This window comes from Streptomyces sp. ISL-43, assembly GCF_018614195.1.
Classification (GTDB): Bacteria; Actinomycetota; Actinomycetes; order Streptomycetales; family Streptomycetaceae; genus Streptomyces.
In genome coordinates, this window is record NZ_JAGGOT010000055.1 from 63,947 (window position 1) to 81,339 (window position 17,393).

At 71.6% G+C, this 17,393-nt stretch carries 17 protein-coding genes; 10 read left to right on the forward strand and 7 right to left on the reverse strand.

Annotated elements, in window-relative coordinates; translation table 11 throughout:
• Positions 1-48: 48 nt before the first annotated feature.
• From efeB to J7F03_RS29700, 4 genes are all read left to right on the forward strand, one after another.
• Positions 49-1,293, forward strand: a complete 1,245-nt coding sequence (gene efeB / locus J7F03_RS29685) for an iron uptake transporter deferrochelatase/peroxidase subunit (RefSeq protein ID WP_308380014.1) — start codon at positions 49-51, stop codon at positions 1,291-1,293.
• Positions 1,294-1,335: 42 nt separating this feature from the next.
• On the forward strand, positions 1,336-2,271 hold the full coding sequence (gene pheA, locus J7F03_RS29690; RefSeq protein ID WP_214954867.1) for a prephenate dehydratase: 936 nt from the start codon (positions 1,336-1,338) through the stop codon (positions 2,269-2,271).
• A gap of 528 nt (positions 2,272-2,799) precedes the next feature.
• Positions 2,800-4,077, forward strand: coding sequence for a serine--tRNA ligase (gene serS / locus J7F03_RS29695; RefSeq protein ID WP_214954869.1), 1,278 nt, complete (start codon positions 2,800-2,802; stop codon positions 4,075-4,077).
• Positions 4,074-4,886, forward strand: coding sequence for an HAD family hydrolase (locus J7F03_RS29700; protein WP_214954871.1), 813 nt, complete (start codon positions 4,074-4,076; stop codon positions 4,884-4,886). Before serS ends, J7F03_RS29700 begins: the two co-directional genes overlap by 4 nt.
• A 142-nt stretch (positions 4,887-5,028) precedes the next feature.
• Here J7F03_RS29700 and J7F03_RS29705 read toward each other — a convergent pair whose 3' ends face one another.
• Complete coding sequence (locus J7F03_RS29705) at positions 5,029-5,568, reverse strand: hypothetical protein (protein WP_214954873.1); 540 nt, start codon at positions 5,566-5,568, stop codon at positions 5,029-5,031.
• 162 nt (positions 5,569-5,730) lie between these two features.
• Here J7F03_RS29705 and J7F03_RS29710 point away from each other — a divergent pair, with 162 nt between their 5' ends.
• Positions 5,731-6,720 (forward strand): histidine kinase, encoded by a 990-nt coding sequence (locus J7F03_RS29710; RefSeq protein WP_214954875.1) that lies wholly within the window; start codon positions 5,731-5,733, stop codon positions 6,718-6,720.
• Positions 6,721-6,730: 10 nt separating this feature from the next.
• Complete coding sequence (locus tag J7F03_RS29715) at positions 6,731-7,378, forward strand: response regulator transcription factor (protein WP_214954877.1); 648 nt, start codon at positions 6,731-6,733, stop codon at positions 7,376-7,378.
• A gap of 7 nt (positions 7,379-7,385) precedes the next feature.
• Here J7F03_RS29715 and J7F03_RS29720 read toward each other — a convergent pair whose 3' ends face one another.
• The 5 genes from J7F03_RS29720 to J7F03_RS29740 all read right to left on the reverse strand — a co-directional run bounded on the left by J7F03_RS29720 (position 7,386) and on the right by J7F03_RS29740 (position 11,702).
• On the reverse strand, positions 7,386-8,036 hold the full coding sequence (locus J7F03_RS29720; RefSeq protein ID WP_214954878.1) for a rhomboid-like protein: 651 nt from the start codon (positions 8,034-8,036) through the stop codon (positions 7,386-7,388).
• A 103-nt stretch (positions 8,037-8,139) separates the two neighbouring features.
• Positions 8,140-8,859, reverse strand: a complete 720-nt coding sequence (locus J7F03_RS29725; protein WP_214954879.1) for an ABC transporter permease — start codon at positions 8,857-8,859, stop codon at positions 8,140-8,142.
• A 14-nt stretch (positions 8,860-8,873) separates the two neighbouring features.
• A complete protein-coding gene (locus J7F03_RS29730) occupies positions 8,874-9,785 on the reverse strand; it encodes an ABC transporter ATP-binding protein (protein ID WP_214954880.1) in 912 nt (303 codons plus the stop codon).
• Complete coding sequence (locus J7F03_RS29735) at positions 9,782-10,669, reverse strand: ABC transporter permease subunit (RefSeq protein WP_214954881.1); 888 nt, start codon at positions 10,667-10,669, stop codon at positions 9,782-9,784. The genes J7F03_RS29730 and J7F03_RS29735 overlap by 4 nt, the downstream gene beginning before the upstream one ends.
• Positions 10,659-11,702, reverse strand: coding sequence for an ABC transporter ATP-binding protein (locus J7F03_RS29740; RefSeq protein ID WP_214954882.1), 1,044 nt, complete (start codon positions 11,700-11,702; stop codon positions 10,659-10,661). Before J7F03_RS29740 ends, J7F03_RS29735 begins: the two co-directional genes overlap by 11 nt.
• 227 nt (positions 11,703-11,929) lie before the next feature.
• Between J7F03_RS29740 and J7F03_RS29745 the strand changes: the two genes are divergently transcribed.
• Genes J7F03_RS29745 through J7F03_RS29760 form a run of 4 tightly spaced genes read left to right on the forward strand, consistent with a single transcriptional unit; the run spans position 11,930 to position 16,395 of the window.
• Positions 11,930-12,787: a M24 family metallopeptidase gene (locus J7F03_RS29745; RefSeq protein WP_214954883.1), complete on the forward strand. Its 858-nt coding sequence runs from the start codon at positions 11,930-11,932 to the stop codon at positions 12,785-12,787.
• Between the two features lie 5 nt (positions 12,788-12,792).
• Entirely contained in the window at positions 12,793-14,565 is a 1,773-nt protein-coding gene (locus tag J7F03_RS29750) for an SDR family oxidoreductase (RefSeq protein WP_214954939.1), read from the forward strand.
• Positions 14,562-15,470, forward strand: a complete 909-nt coding sequence (locus J7F03_RS29755; RefSeq protein WP_214954885.1) for a metal-dependent hydrolase — start codon at positions 14,562-14,564, stop codon at positions 15,468-15,470. Before J7F03_RS29750 ends, J7F03_RS29755 begins: the two co-directional genes overlap by 4 nt.
• A gap of 10 nt (positions 15,471-15,480) precedes the next feature.
• On the forward strand, positions 15,481-16,395 hold the full coding sequence (locus J7F03_RS29760) for a MerR family transcriptional regulator (protein WP_214954887.1): 915 nt from the start codon (positions 15,481-15,483) through the stop codon (positions 16,393-16,395).
• A gap of 105 nt (positions 16,396-16,500) precedes the next feature.
• Here the strand turns inward: J7F03_RS29760 and J7F03_RS29765 are convergent, their stop codons facing one another.
• Positions 16,501-17,379 carry an aquaporin gene (locus J7F03_RS29765; protein ID WP_251072681.1) on the reverse strand — a complete coding sequence of 293 codons (879 nt, stop codon included), beginning with the start codon at positions 17,377-17,379 and terminating at the stop codon, positions 16,501-16,503.
• Positions 17,380-17,393: the final 14 nt, after the last annotated feature.

The following is a 17,393-nucleotide window of genomic DNA, read 5'->3' on the forward strand; positions in this document are numbered from 1 at the left end:
GAGACCACCGAGAGCACCCAGGGCACTCAGGGCACCCCCGACGTCGAGATCTCCCGGCGCCGTCTGCTGGGCACCGTCGGCGCGGCGGGCGCCGTCGGGCTCGCCCTCGGCGCAACGGGCGGGGCCCTCGTGCACTCCGCGGTGTCCGGCTCCCAGACGGCGGGTTCCGGCGGCGCCCCGGGCACCCTGGCGTCCATCGGCTCCACGCGGGTCGCCTTCGAGGGGGAGCACCAGGCCGGTATCACCACGCCCCTCCAGGCCAAGGGCCATGTCCTCGCCTTCGACCTGGCACCCGGTGCCGGCCGGACCGAGGCCGCCGCCCTGATGCGCCGCTGGTCCGACACCGCCCGGCGGCTGTCGGCGGGCGAGAGCGCGCCGACCGCCGACAGCGGGATCGCCCTCGACTCCGGCCCCTCCTCGCTCACCGTCACCTTCGGCTTCGGACATTCCTTCTTCGAGCGCACGGGCCTGACGGCCCGCCGTCCCGCCGCCCTCGACCCCCTGCCGGACTTCTCCTCCGACCGGCTCGACGCCCAGCGCAGCAACGGCGACCTGTGGGTCCAGATCGGCGCCGACGACGCGCTGGTCGCCTTCCACGCGCTGCGCGCCCTGCAGCAGGACGCCGGACAGGCGGCCCGCCTCCGCTGGCAGATGAACGGCTTCAACCGGTCTCCCGGCGCCACCGCGACGCCCATGACCGCCCGCAACCTCATGGGCCAGGTCGACGGCACCAACAACCCGAAGCCCTCCGAGGCCGACTTCGACAAGCGGATCTTCGTGCAGGGCACCGGGCCGGCCGAGCACGCCTGGATGGCCGGGGGCTCGTACGCGGTCGTACGCCGCATCCGCATGCTCCTCGACTCCTGGGACCAGCGGTCGCTCGCCCAGCAGGAACAGGTCATCGGCCGTACGAAGGCCACCGGCGCCCCGCTGACCGGCGGCGGCGAGACCACCGCCATGGACCTCACCAAGATCGGCGCCGACGGCAAGGCGGTCATCCCCGCCAACGCCCACGCCCGGATCTCCGCGCCCGCCCAGAACGGCGGTGCGGCCATGCTCCGGCGTCCCTTCTCCTTCCACGACGGGATCGCCCCCGACGGGACCCCCGACGCGGGGCTGCTCTTCATCTGCTGGCAGGCCGATCCGGCGCGCGGCTTCGTCCCCGTCCAGCGCAAGCTCGACCGCGGCGACGCGCTGTCGGAGTTCATCCGGCACGAGTCCAGCGGCCTGTACGCGGTGCCCCCCGGCGCACGCGCCGGGGAGTACGTGGGGCAGCGGCTGCTCGAGGGATGAACAGCTCAGGTGACGTCCGGGCCCCGGCATTAGGCTGATCGCATGTCGGCCACCCGCTTCACCTATCTCGGTCCCGAGGGCACTTTCACCGAAGCCGCCCTTCGCACACTGCCCGAAGCCGCGACCCGGGAGCTCGTCCCGATGGTCTCGGTCCCCGCCGCCCTGGACGCCGTACGCAACGGCGAGGCCGCCGCGGCGCTGGTCCCGATCGAGAACTCGGTGGAGGGCGGGGTCACCTCGACCCTGGACGAGCTGGCCTCCGGCGTGCCGCTGATGATCTACCGGGAGGTGCTGCTCCCGATCGCGTTCGCGCTGCTGGTCCGGCCCGGGACGAGCCTGTCGGACGTCAAGACCGTCACCGGGCACCCGGTCGCGCAGCCGCAGGTGCGCAACTGGCTGCGGGCGAACCTGCCCGACGCGGTGTGGGAGTCGGCCGCCTCCAACGCCGACGGTGCGCGCCTCGTCCAGGAGGGCCGCTTCGACGCCGCCTTCGCGGGCGAGTTCGCGGCGACCACCTACGGGCTGGTGCCGCTGGTCACCGAGATCCACGACGCGCAGAACGCGGAGACGCGCTTCGTGCTCGTCGGCCGTCCCGCCCGGCCGGCCGCGCCCACCGGCGCCGACAAGACCTCCGTGGTGCTGTGGCTCGGCGACGACCGCCCCGGTGCGCTGCTGGAGCTCCTCCAGGAGTTCGCGGTCCGCGGCGTGAACCTGATGCTGATCCAGTCCCGGCCGACGGGCGAGGGGATCGGCAACTACTGCTTCGCCGTGGACGCCGAGGGGCACATCTCCGACCGCCGTGTGGGAGAGGCGCTCATGGGCCTCAAGCGCACCTGCCCCCAGATCCGCTTCCTCGGCTCGTACCCGCGCGCCGGTGTCGCTCAGGGTGACGTCCAGGGGGCCCGGCCCGGTACCTCGGACGGCGATTTCACGGCGGCCTCGGACTGGCTGACGCGCTGCCTCGACGGGCGCCCGTAGCGCTCCGTCCACTGTCCACAGAGTTATCCACAGGCAGAGATGTGAACCTGGGGACAAGTCGACAGAGCAGCACGACAAGGTCGACAAATCGGTCGGGTGGCACAGGTTTCGCGCTGGGGAGCGAGAGGTGAACGGCGTCACCCCCGCATCGACGATCAACTCTTTGGGGCGAGCCATTCCCACCCGAATGAGTGTGTGAGCCCGGTTTGAACCCTGACTGAGCCCGCTCGCTCCACCGCCGGGATTGATCTATTCCTGTGTCCACAGATGCGGCGCACAGCCTGTGGATAAGCCGGGTCCAGGGGAAATCCCTGTGGACAAGGAACGCCCTCCGGCCCTGCTCAGGGGCTCCCCGGCCGGTGCCGCCAGGTCCCCCTTTCACGGAATGGCGGTGCCTTTATCGACACCGGAGGAAGGACCACTTCCGGTCACCTTGCAGAAGTTTTCCATTCGCGGCAATTGGGACATAGTGACACGCAGCGTGATATCGGTGTGATCCCAGGAAGCCCGGCCCGGTAGCCTGGAGGGGTGATTGACCTCCGGCTGCTCCGTGAAGACCCTGACCGTGTCCGCGCCTCGCAGCGCGCCCGTGGAGAGGACGTCGCCCTCGTCGACGCCCTGCTCTCCGCCGACGAGCGCCGCAGGTCCTCCGGCATGCGATTCGACGAACTCCGCAACGAGCAGAAGTCGCTCGGCAAGCTCATCCCCAAGGCCTCTCCGGAGGAGCGGGCCGAGCTGCTGAAGAAGGCCGACCAGCTCAAGCAGGACGTCAAGGCGGCCGAGGCCGAGCAGAACGAGGCGGACGAAGCCGCCAAGCAGCTGCTCCTGCAGCTCGGCAACATCGTCCACACCGATGTGCCCGTCGGCGGCGAGGAGGACTTCACCGTCCTCGAGACACACGGCACCATCCGCGACTTCGCCGCCGAGGGCTTCGAGCCCAAGGACCACCTGGAGCTCGGCGAGTCCCTCGGCGCCATCGACGTCGAGCGCGGCGCCAAGGTGTCCGGCTCGCGCTTCTACTACCTCACGGGCATCGGCGCCCTGCTGGAGCTCGCGCTCGTCAACGCGGCCATCGCCCAGGCCACCGAGGCCGGCTTCGTCCCGATGCTCACCCCGGCGCTGGTCCGCCCGCGCGCCATGGAGGGCACCGGCTTCCTCGGCCAGGCCGCGGAGAACGTGTACCACCTGGAGAAGGACGACTACTACCTGGTCGGCACCTCCGAGGTAGCGCTCGCCGCGTACCACATGGACGAGATCATCGACGCGGACAAGCTGCCGCTGCGGTACGCCGGCTTCTCCCCGTGCTTCCGCCGCGAGGCCGGCACGTACGGCAAGGACACCCGCGGCATCTTCCGCGTCCACCAGTTCGACAAGGTCGAGATGTTCTCGTACGTCGCGCCGGATGAGGCCGAGGCCGAGCACCAGCGGCTCCTGGAGTGGGAGAAGCAGTGGCTGACCAGCCTGGAGCTGCCGTTCCAGGTGATCGACGTCGCCACCGGCGACCTGGGCTCCTCCGCCTCCCGCAAGTTCGACTGCGAGGCGTGGATCCCCACCCAGGGCAAGTACCGCGAGCTCACCTCCGCCTCCAACTGTGACGGCTTCCAGGCCCGCCGCCTGTCGATCCGCTACCGCGACGGCAAGAAGACCGCGCCGCTGTCCACGCTGAACGGCACCCTGTGCGCCGTCCCGCGCACGATCGTCGCGATCCTGGAGAACCACCAGCAGGCCGACGGTACGGTCCGGGTGCCCCCGGTGCTCCGTCCCTACCTCGGCGGCCGCGAAGTCCTGGAGCCGATCACCAAGTGAGCACGGCCCCGTTCCCGTACAAGCTCGTCGCGACCGACCTCGACGGCACGCTGCTGCGCGGCGACGACACCGTCTCGGAACGCACCCGTGAGGCGCTCGTCGCGGCCACGGCGGCGGGCGCGGCGCACATCGTCGTCACCGGCCGTGCCGTGCCGTGGACCCGGCACGTCCTCGACGACCTCGGCTACAAGGGCATCGCGGTCTGCGGACAGGGCGCGCAGGTCTACGACGCGGGAGCGCACCGGCTGCTCACCTCGGTGACGCTCGACCGGAAGCTGGCCGCCCTCGCGCTGGAGAAGATCGAGGCCGAGGTGGGTCCGCTGGCGCTGGCCGCCAGCCGTGACGGCGTCGACGGCGAGGTGCTGTTCGGCCCCGGCTACCAGGTGCAGGAGGGGCTTCCGGCGCTCTACCTGGAGGACACCGCCGATGTGTGGACGGCTCCGCTGAACAAGCTGTACATCCAGCACCCGGAGCTGGACGAGGACGCCCTCGTCCAGGTGGCCCGGCAGACCGTGGGCAACCTGGTCGGCGTCGTCATGGCCGGTCCGGGCGTCGTGGAGATACTGCCGCTGGGGCTGAGCAAGGCCACCGGCCTCTCGCTGGCCGCGCGCCGGCTGGGCGTGAAGGCGGCGGAGACGATCGCCTTCGGCGACATGCCCAACGACATCCCGATGTTCGGCTGGGCCGCGCACGGCGTGGCGATGGCCAACGCCCACGCGGAGCTCAAGGCGGTGGCCGACGAGGTGACGACCTCCAACGAGGAGGACGGCATCGCGGTGGTGCTGGAACGTCTGCTGGGCGCCGCGTAACCGAGGACTCGACGCAGGGAAGGGTCCGGAACAGCCCGCGCCGCGAGGCGCGCTCGAAGTGGCTGTTCCGGACCTTCTTGTTGCTCCCCGCACGACTCACTCTGCCCCTGCCGCAGGCCTCGTACCAGTCAATTTCCGTGACTCAGCCGTGGAGCCGGCGCCGGCGCCAGTAGGCGGCGGTCACCACCGCGAGCAGCGGGCCCCACAGCAGCAGCGGGGCGTAGCAGACGGTCATGAGCCACCAGCCGGCCCCGGTGGGTGCTCCCGGCATCGTCATGTTGGCGGACCAGGCGAAGGCACCGGGGACCGTGACCAGGGTGACGGCGGCTGCCCCCAGGGCGGCGGGTACGACGGCCGCGAGCGGTGGGATCCGGCGGCCGCCCAGCCGGGGGATCCAGCACGGGACCACCTCGCCCCAGCGCTGTACGAGGCCGAGGGAGAGCAGGCCCAGGCCTTCGGCGAAGGCGCTGAGGGCCACCAGGTAGAAGGACCACACCCCGGGGAAGAGGTCGGCCTCCAGGCCGCTTCCGGCTCCCCAGCCGACGGGTATGCCGACCGCGATGGCAACCCTCCACAGGCCGCTGGGGACGAGGGTGAGTGCAGCCGCGTGGGCGGCCCAGCGGATCGGGCGGCTGACGGCGGGGTCGGTGGAACGGGCCGGAGCGGCGGTGAGCGTGGTCATGTCCAAGTCCCTTGCGGAAGGCGGTTGGTGATGCCTCAAAGCCTGGTCCGGCGGGCGCCGCGAGACCATCCGCCGATCAGCAGGCAGGGAAGGCGGCGGGGTCGGCGGGTCTCTGCCGAACGGCAGATGTCCGGGGGCGCGAGGCGCTCGTAGGGTCGGGGCGTGACCTTGAGACCGAGCGCGTTGTACGCCCCCGCCCTGGCCGTGGCGGGCCTGCTGTCCCTGACCGGTTCGGCCGCCCGCGTGCCCGAGACCTGGACGCTGGCGGGGATGGCGGCACTGCTGCCGCTGCTGGCCCTGGTGGCCCGCTGGTCCCCGGTGCGGTCCGGGAGTCTCGCGGGCACCCTGGGCGTGGCAGCGGTGACGCTGTGGCCGGTCCCGCTGGTGTGGGAGGACGGATCGTGGCTGGAGATCGGCGGGGCGGCGGCCTTCTGGGCGCTGCCGGCCTTCGGTGCGGTGGCCGCCGGCGGCTACCTGCGCCGCCAGGCGGGCCGGGTCAGGCAGGCCGTGCTGGACGCGCGGCGCGACCAGCAGTTGGAGTTGGCCCGGGATCTGCACGACTTCGTGGCGCACGACGTGAGCGCCATCGTGGTGCAGGCGCAGGCGGCCCGGTTCGTGGCCGCGCAGGACCCCGGGCAGGCGGTCCGCGCGCTGGAGCGGATCGAGGCCTCGGGGCTGAGCGCGCTGGCTTCCATGGACCGGACGGTGCACGCCCTGCGGGAGGCCGCGGGCGGGCCGACGGCGCCGGTGCCGGGTCTGGCGGAGCTGCCTGAGCTGGTGGAGCGGTTCGAGGGCGGGGAGCTGGACGCCGACCCCGCGGCGGTGGGGGAGCTGTCACGGGAGGCGGACGCCACGGCGTACCGGGTGGCCGTCGAGGCCTTGACGAACGTACGCCGGCACGCGCCCGGGGCGGCCGCGGTGCGGGTCGCCGTACGGCGGGCCGGGGCGGGCATAGAGATCAGCGTGGCCGACTCCGGCGCCCGGCGCGGCCCGGGCGGGCTGCTGGGCCGCCGGCGCCGGGGCGGTACGGGACTGGCCGGCCTGCGCGCGCGGGTGGAGGCGTCGGGCGGGACGCTGCGGGCGGGGGCGGGCACCGACGGCGGCTGGCGGGTTTCCGCGGTCTTCCCGGCGGTGGGGCGCCCCACCGGGTGATCATGTCGGCGTGACCACACGCATCCTGATAGCCGACGACCAAGAGGACATCCGCAGCGGTTTCCGGCTGATCCTCGATTCGCAGCCCGACATGACCGTGGTGGGGGAGGCGGCCGACGGGCGCAGCGCGGTGGCGCTGGCCCGGGAACTGCGGCCGGACGTGGTGCTGACGGACATCCGGATGCCGCGGCTGGACGGGCTGGAGGTGACCCGGCTGCTGGCGCCCGAGACCCGGGTCGTGGTGGTGACCACCTTCGACCTCGACGAGTACGTGCACACCGCGCTGGCCGTCGGCGCCTGCGGTTTCCTGCTGAAGCGGTCCGGACCGGCCCTGCTGATCGAGGGGGTGCGGGCGGCCATGGCCGGGGACACCCTGATCAGCCCGCAGCTCACGGTGCGGCTGCTGAGCCGGGCGGCCGGGGAACAGGGGACCGCGCCGCCGCGCAGCGCGCATCCCCTGACGGAGCGCGAGGTGGAGATCGTACGGCTGGTGGCGAAGGGTCACACGAACGCGGAGATCGGGGCCGAGCTCTTCATCAGCGCGGGGACCGCGAAGACGCACATCGCCAATGTCCAGGCGAAGCTGGAGGTCCGCAACAGGGTGGGGATCGCTTCGTGGGCCTGGGAGCACGGGGTGGTGCGACCGGAACGCCCCTGATCGTGTTTCACGTGAAACACGCGCGGGCGGCGCGCGGGTACGGATGCCGGGTCAGCGGCCACGCGAGCAGTCCGACGGCGAGCGCGATGGCGTGGCCGAGGTCGGTGAAGGTGCCGCCGGTGGCGAGGGGGAGCCCGAAGAACGCCACGGACCCGGCCAGGTAGAGCCAGCGCCAGGGGCCGGGGAGGCGGTAGGTCACCACTCCGATGGCGGTCGCGAGCCCGTAGCTGACGCCGATGTCGACGACGTGGACCATGCTGCGCGGGGCCCGGTGGTCCTCAATGGCCATCAGGACCAGCTTCTGGCTGATCAGCGTGGCGGTGATGTGGCCGGTCGCGATGATGAAGAGCCAGCGCAGGGTGCCGAGCCAGCGTTCGACATTGGCGTGGAAGATCTCGAAGAGCACGACGTACAGGGGCAGCGAGGCCGGATTCTCAATCCAGAACGCGCTGCTGAGCAGGGCCCGTATCGGGTGGCGGGCGAGCTCGTGGATGTTGCTGCTGTTGCGGCGGAGCAGGACGTGTTCGAGGTGGTCGGGCACGATCACGACCACCACGCTGGTCAGGGCGATGATGAGCATCCAGACGTGGGTGCCGGGCGCGGACCGTATCCAGGACCGTACTGGCCTGGACGGCTCGGGCTCGGGGTGCTCGATCATGTCCCCGATGATGCCGCGCGAACCTGTGCCCCGCCTGGCCGGTGGGCCGGGCGGGGCACTGTTTCACGTGAAACATCCGGCGCGGGTGCCGGTGACGCGGGCTCTACTCCTCGCCCGCCAGCGTGAGGCGGCGGAGCCTCTGTCCGGCATAGACGGTGGCGCCGATGGTGACCGCGACGAGCAGGATCACCGCGGTCGGCAGCCCGACGGTGGCGTCGACGTAGCCCTCGCCGGCGACCTTCTGCGCGAGGGCGAGCGCCCACTGCTGGACGCTGAGGGTCTTGGCGCCGTCGACGAGGCTGCCGAAGAGCGACTCCCAGATCAGCGCGTAGACCAGGCCGAAGACGACCGCGTGCCGGCTGACGGTGCCCAGCAGCAGGAACAGGGCGCTGTAGGCGACGGAGGCGATGAGGGCGGCGACGGTGTAGGCGACGGCGATCTGCTGGCCGTTGCCGTTGAGGATGAAGCCGGCGATCAGGGTGGGGATCGCGGAGAAGACCATGGTGACGGCGATCGCCACGATCAGTTTGGTCATGATGATCGTCGGACGCTTCACCGGCTTGGAGAGCAGGTAGACGATCGAGCCGTCGTCGATCTCCGGGCCGATGGCGCCGGTGCCGGCGATGACGCCGATCAGCGGGACCATCGTCGCGAGGGCGAAACCGCCGAGGAGGTCGGCGGCGACCTTGTCGTCCAGGCCGGTGAAGGCGCGGACGGCGATGGAGATGACGATCAGCAGGGCGGGCAGCGCGAAGAGGATCAGCGCGCGGCGGCGGCCGAGCAGGGCCCGGTAGGTGAGCCGGGCAACAGTGGGGTTGTACATGGATGCCAGCTCCTTCAGGCCGCGACGAGGTAGGAGAAGACCGACTCGAGGGACTCGTCGGAGGGCGAGACCGTCAGCAGCCGGATGCCGTGCTCGCGGGCGACCCGCGGCAGCAGCTCGGTGAAGCGCCCGAAGTCGACCGCCTGGATGCGCAGGGCGCCTTCCTTCAGGTCGACCTCGATCCCGGCGGTGGAGGGGTCGGCGATCAGGGCCGCGGCGAGCACCCGGTCGTCGGAGGAGCGGACGAGGTAGCGGTGCGGGCGGTCCGTCATCAGGCGGCGGATCTTGCGGAAGTCTCCGGAGGCGGCGTGCCGGCCGGCGACGACCACCTCGATGTGCGAGGCGAGCTGCTCGACCTCCTCCAGGATGTGCGAGGAGAACAGCACCGTGCGGCCCTCGTCGCCCATCCGCCGCAGCAGGTCCATGAGCTGCATGCGCTGGCGCGGGTCCATGCCGTTGAACGGCTCGTCGAGCAGGAGCACGGACGGGTCGTGGACCAGGGCGGAGGCCATCTTCACGCGCTGGCGCATGCCCTTGGAGTACGTGGAGATCTTGCGGTCCTGCGCGTACTCCATCTCGACCGTGGCCAGGGCCCGCTGGGCGGCCACGTCGTCGAGGCCGTGCAGCTCGGCGTTGGCGACGACGAACTCCCGGCCCGTGAGGAAGTCGTACATGGCCTCGCGCTCGGGCACGACGCCGATCTGCTTGTAGACCTGCTCGTTGCGCCAGATCGGGGTGCCGTCGATGGTGACGGTGCCCGTGGAGGGGGCGAGGAAGCCGCCCATCATGTTGATGAGGGTGGACTTGCCCGCGCCGTTGGGGCCCAGCAGGCCGGTGACGCCGGGACCGATGCGCATGGTCACGTCGTTGACGGCGACGACGTTCCCGAACCAGCGGGAGGTGTGGTCGATGTCGATGGTGGTCACAGCCCGGCCTTCCGGTAGCGGGCCATCAGGGCGGCGTAGGAGCCGGCGATCAGGCCGAGGATGACGAGCAGGTAGACGGAGCCGGCGGCGGCCGAGGGGGCCTCCTGGCCGGGGAAGGCGGAGGTGGCGCCGAGGAAGGCGGCCTGGAATCCGTCGATGAGGCTGATCGGGGAGAACAGCCCCAGCCACTCGACGACACCGGTCGAGCCGGTGCTGTAGGCGATGCCCTGCACGGCGGACACGGCGCCGTAGGGGATCAGGAGCACGGCGATGATCGCGGCGACGCCGAAGCCGCGGCGCGGGGTGAGCGCGGCCATGACCAGGCCCAGCCCGGAGAAGAGCAGCGACAGCAGCAGTACCGACACCAGTCCCTGTCCGAATCCCTTGGTCTGGTCGCCGAAGTCGAACTTCGCGAGCAGCGAGCCGATGTACATGATCACCAGCGGGGTGGCGGTGAGGATGAAGAGGGCCGAGGCCATGGCCGCGAACTTGGCCACGACGTAGTCCACGCGCTCGATCGGGCGCGAGAAGTAGAGCGGCACCGTCTTGAAGCGCAGGTCCCGCGAGACCGACTGGGGCGCCTGCGACGCGAGGTAGAGGCCGATGATCACCTGGGTGGTCAGGGCGTATGTCGTGTACTTGATCGGCAGGTCGGTGTAGGTGGGCACCATGATGGCCACCGCCACGAGGATCAGCGCGGGGACGCACATCACCGCGAAGAGCAGCATCGGCAGCACCTTGGACTTGGCCGAGCGGCCGAGTCCGTAGGCACCGCGCAGGGACTGCGCGAACAGCGACTTGCGGGCGTAGGCGCGGCCGAGCCGGGGACCGTCGTAGGACCGGTAGCCGATGTTGTGGATCTGGGTCGAGGTGTCAGGCGCCATCGGAACCGGCTCCCTTCTGCTGGGTGGCGGACAGGGCGGTGGCCTGGGTGGCCGCCCAGGCGGCGGACCTGGCCGAGGCCTGGACCGCCGTCGGGTCGCTGCCGCGGAAGACCTCCGCGATGTGGTGGCGGCGCTGCTCCATGCGGACCAGGCCGATACCGAGGTCGGCCACGGTGTCGCGGACGATGTCGTACGTCGCCTCGCCGGTGGCCTCCACGAGGAGGATGTGGCCGGCCCCGGGCAGGCCCTCCTCCTCTGCCGCGTGCAGCGTGACGCCCGCCTCGGTGAGCGCCTTGCGCAGGGCGGCGGTGCCGTCCGGGTGGGCGTCGGAGTCGGTGACCTCGACCGCGAGGGTCGCGGTGCTCTGCGTGAAGTCGCTGGTGGAGCTGGAGCGCAGCAGCTTGCCGCCGTCGACGACCACCACGTGGTCGCAGGTGCGCTCCAGCTCGCCGAGGAGGTGGGAGGTGACCAGGACCGAGATGCCGAAGTCGGTGTAGACGCGGCGGATCAGGCCCAGCATCTCATCGCGGCCGACCGGGTCGAGTCCGTTGGTGGGCTCGTCGAGGAGGACCAGTTGCGGGTCGTGGACCAGCGCCTGGGCGAGCTTGACCCGCTGCTTCATGCCGGTGGAGTAGCCGCCGATGGGGCGGTAGCGCTCCTCGTACAGCCCCACGTGGCGCAGGGTGTCCGCGGTGCGCTCGCGGGCAGCGGTCGGCGGGAGCCCGGACATGCGCGCCATGTGCACGACGAACTCGGTGGCCGAGACGTCAGGCGGCAGGCAGTCGTGCTCGGGCATGTAGCCGACGCGCTCGCGGATCGCGCTGCCATGGGTGGCGACGTCGAGTCCGAGCACGGCGGCGGTGCCCTCGGTGGCGGGGGAGAGTCCCAGCAGAATCTTGATCAGCGTGGACTTGCCGGCCCCGTTGGCGCCCACGAGCCCGGTTACGCCGGGCCCGATGTCCAGGGAGAGCCGGTCGAGAGCGGTCACTCGGGGGTACCGCTTGCTCAGGCTTTCGGTCGCGATGACAGTCACGTCACCGACGTTAGTGGCGCGGGGCGGTCCGATCGTCAGACCTGGAGCTCGATCCTTCCTCCGCCTTCAGGACTACGGACCCCGACGGAAGGCTGACTCAAGGCTGACGCGCACCGGACAAGTTTGTCCACAGGTCCATGCACGGGCCTTGACGTGATCTCCGGTCATTGTCACATTCATCAGTGTCAAGTTACGGGCGCGTACGGCTACACGGACGGACGGCTGGCATGGCTGGGGACACCAAGCAACGCACGACAGAACTCTCCGCCGAACTGCGCGGGTTCAAGGAAGTGCAGCGCCTCTCCTACGAGTGCGCGGAGGCCGTCGCGGCGCAGCTGCGCCCCGGTGTCACCGAGCGCGAGGCCGCGCGGATGCAGCGCGAGTGGCTGCGCGAGCGCGGGGTGCGGGACTGGTTCCACATGCCGTTCGCGTGGTTCGGCGACCGCACCGCCTTCACGAACTTCAGGATCCCCCTGCAGTTCTTCCCGACGAACCGGGCCCTGGAGCCGGGGATGCCCTTCATCCTCGACATGGCCCCGGTCTACAAGGGCTACACCGCCGACATCGGGTACTCGGGCAGCCTCGGCCTCAATCCGGTCCAGGACCGGCTCATGTCCGACCTGAAGGCGCACCGCGCGCTGATCCTGGACCAGGTGCGCGAGCGCCGCTCCCTGCGCGACATCTACGAGGACGTCGAGCGGCTGATGATCAGCCAGGGGTACGCCAACCGGCACCGAGCCTACCCCTTCGGCGTCATCGCGCACAAGATAGACCGGGTCAAGGAGCGGCGCTGGTCGCCGACCGCGTTCGGGTTCGGCACCCAGGCCCTGAAGGGCCTGGCCTCCGACGCCCTGCACGGCCACCGCGAGGGCTGGTCCCCGCTGTGGAGCCCGTACCACTTCTCCGACCACCCGCCGCGGGCCGGCCTGTGGGCGGTGGAACCGCACCTGGGTTTCCGGGGCACCGGCGCGAAGTTCGAGGAGATCCTGGTCGTCACCGACTCCAGGGACCCCGAGGAGAGCGCGTACTGGCTGGACGACGATCTGCCGCACGTGCGGCGCTGGGCTGAGGAGAAGGCGGCATGAGCGGGATGACGGACACGGGTCTGGCGGGCGCGCGCGAGCGCTGGGTGAGCACCGGCGGGGTCGAACTGTGCGTCGTCGAGCTCGGTGACGCACAGCGGCCGACCGTGGTGCTCGTGCACGGGTACCCGGACAGCAAGGAGGTCTGGTCGGAGGTAGCCGAGCGCCTGGCCTCCCACTTCCACGTCGTGCTCTATGACGTACGGGGCCACGGGCGCTCCACGGCCCCGCGCCCGCTGCGCGGCGGCTTCACCCTCGAGAAGCTGACCGACGACTTCCTCGCGGTCGCGGACGCCGTCAGCCCGGACCGCCCGGTGCACCTGGTCGGCCACGACTGGGGCTCGGTACAGGGCTGGGAGTTCGCGACGGTCGCCCGCACCGAGGGCCGGATCGCCTCCTTCACCTCGATGTCGGGGCCCTCCCTCGACCACTTCGGGCACTGGATCAAGAAGCGGATGGCGCGGCCCACCCCGCGCCGGGCCGCCCAGCTGCTGAACCAGGGCGCCAAGTCCTGGTACGTGTACATGCTGCACACGCCCGTGCTGCCGGAGCTCGCCTGGCGCGGACCGCTCGGCAAGCAGTGGCCGAAGATCCTCCAGCGGATCGAGAAGGTCCCGGCCGGGGACTACCCCACGGCCTCGCTGCCCTCCGACGCCGCGCACGGCGCCTGGCTCTACCGGGACAACATCCGGCCCCGGCTGCGCCGGCCGCGTGCCGACGCGTACGCGCACGTGCCGGTCCAGCTGATCACCCCCACCGGGGACGCCTTCCTGTCCGAGCGGCTCTACGACGAGCTGGAGCTGTGGGCCCCCGACCTGGTGCGGCGCACCCTGCCGGCCAAGCACTGGGTGCCCCGGACCCGGCCCGACCAGCTGGCCGCGTGGATCACCGAGTTCGTCACCTCCCGGGAGGAGCCCGCCACTCGGGTGCCCGAGCAGAAGGCCCCGGGCCGGTACGCCGACCGGTTCGGCGGCCAGCTCGTCCTGGTCACCGGAGCCGCCAGCGGCATCGGGCGGGCCACCGCCTTCGCGTTCGCCGAGGCCGGCGCCCGCGTGGTGTGCGTGGACCGGGACGCCGAGGGCGCGGCCCGCACCGCCGACATGGCCCGCCTCGTCGGCTCGCCGCAGGCCTGGGGCGAGTGCGTCGACGTCAGCGACGAGCAGGCGATGGAGAAGCTCGGCGCGAAGGTCGCCGCCGAGTACGGGATCGTGGACGTCCTGGTCAACAACGCCGGGATCGGCCTGTCCGGCCCGTTCCTTGAGACGACGGCCGAGGACTGGAAGAAGGTCCTCGACGTCAACCTGTGGGGGGTCATCCACGGCTGCCGGATCTTCGGCAAGCAGATGGCCGAGCGCGGCCAGGGCGGGCACATCGTCAACACCGCCTCCGCCGCCGCCTACCTGCCGTCCAAGACGCTGCCCGCCTACAGCACCTCCAAGGCGGCGGTGCTGATGCTGAGCGAGTGCCTGCGCGCGGAGCTGGCTTCGCGGTCGATCGGGGTCTCGGCGATCTGCCCCGGCATCGTCAACACCAACATCACCGCCACTTCCCGCTTCGCCGGGGTGGACGAGGCCGAGGAGAAGCGCCGCCAGCAGAAGTCCTCCCGGCTGTACGGGCTGCGCAACTTCCCGCCGGAGAAGGTCGCCGACGCGATCCTGCTCGCCGTGGTGAAGAACCAGGCAGTGGTCCCGGTGACTCCCGAGTCCAAGGGCGCCCTGTGGATGTCCCGGTTCGCCCCGGGCGCCCTGCGGCGGCTCGCGAAACTGGAGCCCAGGCTGTGAGCGGGGCGGCCCCGTACGCGATCGCGCCGCGGCGGGTGGCCTTCGACTGGAAGACCACCCCGCTGCACTGGATACCGGACGAGCCCACCGCCACCCACGTCATCAACGTGCTGCACCTGCTGCTGCCCGCCGGCGAGCGGTGGTTCGTGAAGGTCTTCAAGGAAGGCCTGCCGCTGGTCACCGACCCGGCCCTGCGCAGGGCCGTGAAGGGGTTCATGGGCCAGGAGGCCACGCACAGCGTGCAGCACTCCTACGTCCTGGACCACCTCGCCGAACAGCGGCTGCCCACCGAGGCGTACACGAAGTACGTGGACATCCTCTTCGAGAGGCTGCTGGGGGAGACCCCGCCCTTCGGGGCTCCGATCACGGCGCAGGAGTGGCTGCGCTTCCGGCTCTCGCTGATCGCCGCGATCGAGCAGTTCACGGCGGTCCTCGGGGACTGGGTGCTCGGCGCCGAGGGGCTGGACCGGGCCGGCGCGGACGAGATCATGCTCGATCTGCTGCGCTGGCACGGTGCGGAGGAGGTGGAGCACCGCTCCGTCGCCTTCGACATGTACCAGCACTGCGGCGGCGCGGGGCTGCCCCGCTACGCGCGCCGGATCGAGGGCATGGTCGTGGTGGCCCCGGTGCTGGCCTGGCTGTGGGTGTGGGGGACCTCCTACCTCCTGCGCAACGACCCGGAACTGCCCGGTCTGCAGCGCTATTCGCTGCGCGAGCACAACCGGGCCGTGGCCAAGGGTCTGCTGCCCACCTGGAGAGAGCTCGGCATGGCCATACCCCGCTACCTGCGGCGGTCGTACCATCCCTCGCAGGAGGGCTCGCTGCGCAGGGCGGTCGAGTACCTTGCGGCTTCGCCTGCCGCCCGGTCCGCCGCGGGCGCGGTCGGCCGAGCCGCCATGTCGTAGGGAGCCGGGATTGTCCGATCAGGCAGTAGCCGAGTACCGGATCGAGGATCTGGCGCACCACAGCGGTGCGACCGTCCGCACCATCCGGGCGTACCAGGACCGCGGTCTGCTGCCGAAGCCGGAGCGGCGGGGCCGCTCCAACGTCTACCGGGACACGCATCTGGCGCGGCTGCGCCAGATCGCCGACCTGCTGGACCGCGGGTACACCCTGGCCTCCATCAAGGAATTGCTGGAGGCCTGGGACGCGGGCCGCGGGCTCGGCGGCGTCCTCGGGCTCGTCGCCGAGGTGCACGGGCCGTGGACGGACGAGGAAGCGGCCCGGATCAGCCGGGACGAGCTGAACGACCGGTTCGGCGGCAAGCCCGACGACGAGGCGGTCGGCGAGGCCTGCGAACTGGGCGTGCTGGAGCGGATCCCCGGGCGCCCGGACCAGTACCTGGTGCCCTCCCCGCAGGAGCTGGCGGTGGCCGCCGAGCTGTATGCCGCCGGCGTCCCGCTGCCCGCGATCACCGGTCACCTGCGGGAGTTGCGCGGCCAGGTGGAGCACATCGCCTCGCGCTTCCTGGAGTTCACCACGGAGCACGTCTTCGCCCGCTACCTGGGCGCGGTCCCGCCGACGGACTCGGACGCGGCCGAGGCGGCGACGATGGTACGCAGACTGCGGCCACTGGCGCAGCAGACGGTGGACGCGGAACTGGCGCGGGCGATGCGCCTCTTCGCGACCCGGCACCTGCAGCGGCACCTCGGGGCCGTCGGGACCCCGCAGCCTCCGGGGCCGGCCACGGTGGCGCTGCCCGCCGAGACCGTGCGGGCGGTGCAGGAACTGGTGGGGGCCGAGCACGTGGCGGAGTTCGTCCGGGCTGCCACCGAGCGGGAGCTGCGGGCCCGGACGATGAACGATCTGGCGAGCCGGGGCGGCCGGTAGTGCTCGATCAGTAGTCCACAGGGCGGATCGCGCTTTTGCCGCCGAAACCGGCGCAAAGGGCTGTGGACAACTCCGTCCACCCTGTGGGGAACTACGCCTCGGACGTCATCCGACAGCCTGGTACGCCGGACCGGACGGGCCGGTTTCGGCCACCGGACGGCTGATCCCGGCCGGGCTGCCGGGGCTGCCCGGGCCGGTCGCGTCGATCGCGCGGGCCGGTCCCGTCGCGTCGGTCGCGTGGGCCACGTCGGTCGTGTCGATCGCGTCGGCCACGTCCGCCACCGCGCCCTTCGCCGCCGGGCTGCCCGTGGCGGCCCGGCTGGTGCTCCCGTAGAGCAGGGCCGCGAGCATCAGGCCGAGGATCCCGCCGAGCAGCTGGGCGGCCACGAACCCCGGCAGCGACTGCGGGGCGATGCCGGTGAAGGAGTCGCTGAAGCTGCGCCCGATGGTGCCGGCCGGGTTGGCGAAGGAGCCCGAGGAGGTGAACCAGATCGCGGCGGCGATGTACGCGGCGACCGCGGCCGGGATCAGCTTCGGACGGCCGATGCGACCGAGGCCCTGGATCACGAGGACCAGCCCGGCCGTGGCCACGACCTCCCCGACGAGCAGGTGCCCGCCGTCGCGGACCTGGGTGGAGAAGGTGCCCGGGACGCGGCCGAACATCGCCTCCGCGAGGACGGCGCCGCCTACGGCCCCCGCGGTCTGGGCCACGGCGTAGACCAGGGCCTCCCGCCCGTCGAGCCCTTCGCCGCCGGTGCGCCGGCCCCACCAGGCGGTGAGGGTGACCACCGGGTTGAGGTGGGCGCCGGAGAGCGGCCCGAAGAGCGTGATGATCAGCCCGAGCCCGATGGCGGAGGCGAACGAGTTGGCGACGAGGGCGACGCCGATGTCGGCGGTGAGGGCGGCGGCCTGGATTCCGGATCCGATCACCACCACGAGCAGCGCGGCGGTACCTATGAGCTCGGCGGCCGCGCGACGTGACAAAGACGCACCATTTG

What these genes read in the sequence shown, in the direction of transcription:
- pheA (WP_214954867.1), top strand. Translation starts at nt 1,336, where the DNA reads ATGTCGGCCACCCGCTTCACCTATCTCGGTCCCGAGGGCACTTTCACC.
- J7F03_RS29705 (WP_214954873.1), bottom strand. Translation starts at nt 5,568, where the DNA reads ATGACCACGCTCACCGCCGCTCCGGCCCGTTCCACCGACCCCGCCGTC.
- J7F03_RS29720 (WP_214954878.1), bottom strand. Translation starts at nt 8,036, where the DNA reads ATGATCGAGCACCCCGAGCCCGAGCCGTCCAGGCCAGTACGGTCCTGG.
- J7F03_RS29725 (WP_214954879.1), bottom strand. Translation starts at nt 8,859, where the DNA reads ATGTACAACCCCACTGTTGCCCGGCTCACCTACCGGGCCCTGCTCGGC.
- J7F03_RS29735 (WP_214954881.1), bottom strand. Translation starts at nt 10,669, where the DNA reads ATGGCGCCTGACACCTCGACCCAGATCCACAACATCGGCTACCGGTCC.
- J7F03_RS29745 (WP_214954883.1), top strand. Translation starts at nt 11,930, where the DNA reads ATGGCTGGGGACACCAAGCAACGCACGACAGAACTCTCCGCCGAACTG.
- J7F03_RS29750 (WP_214954939.1), top strand. Translation starts at nt 12,793, where the DNA reads ATGACGGACACGGGTCTGGCGGGCGCGCGCGAGCGCTGGGTGAGCACC.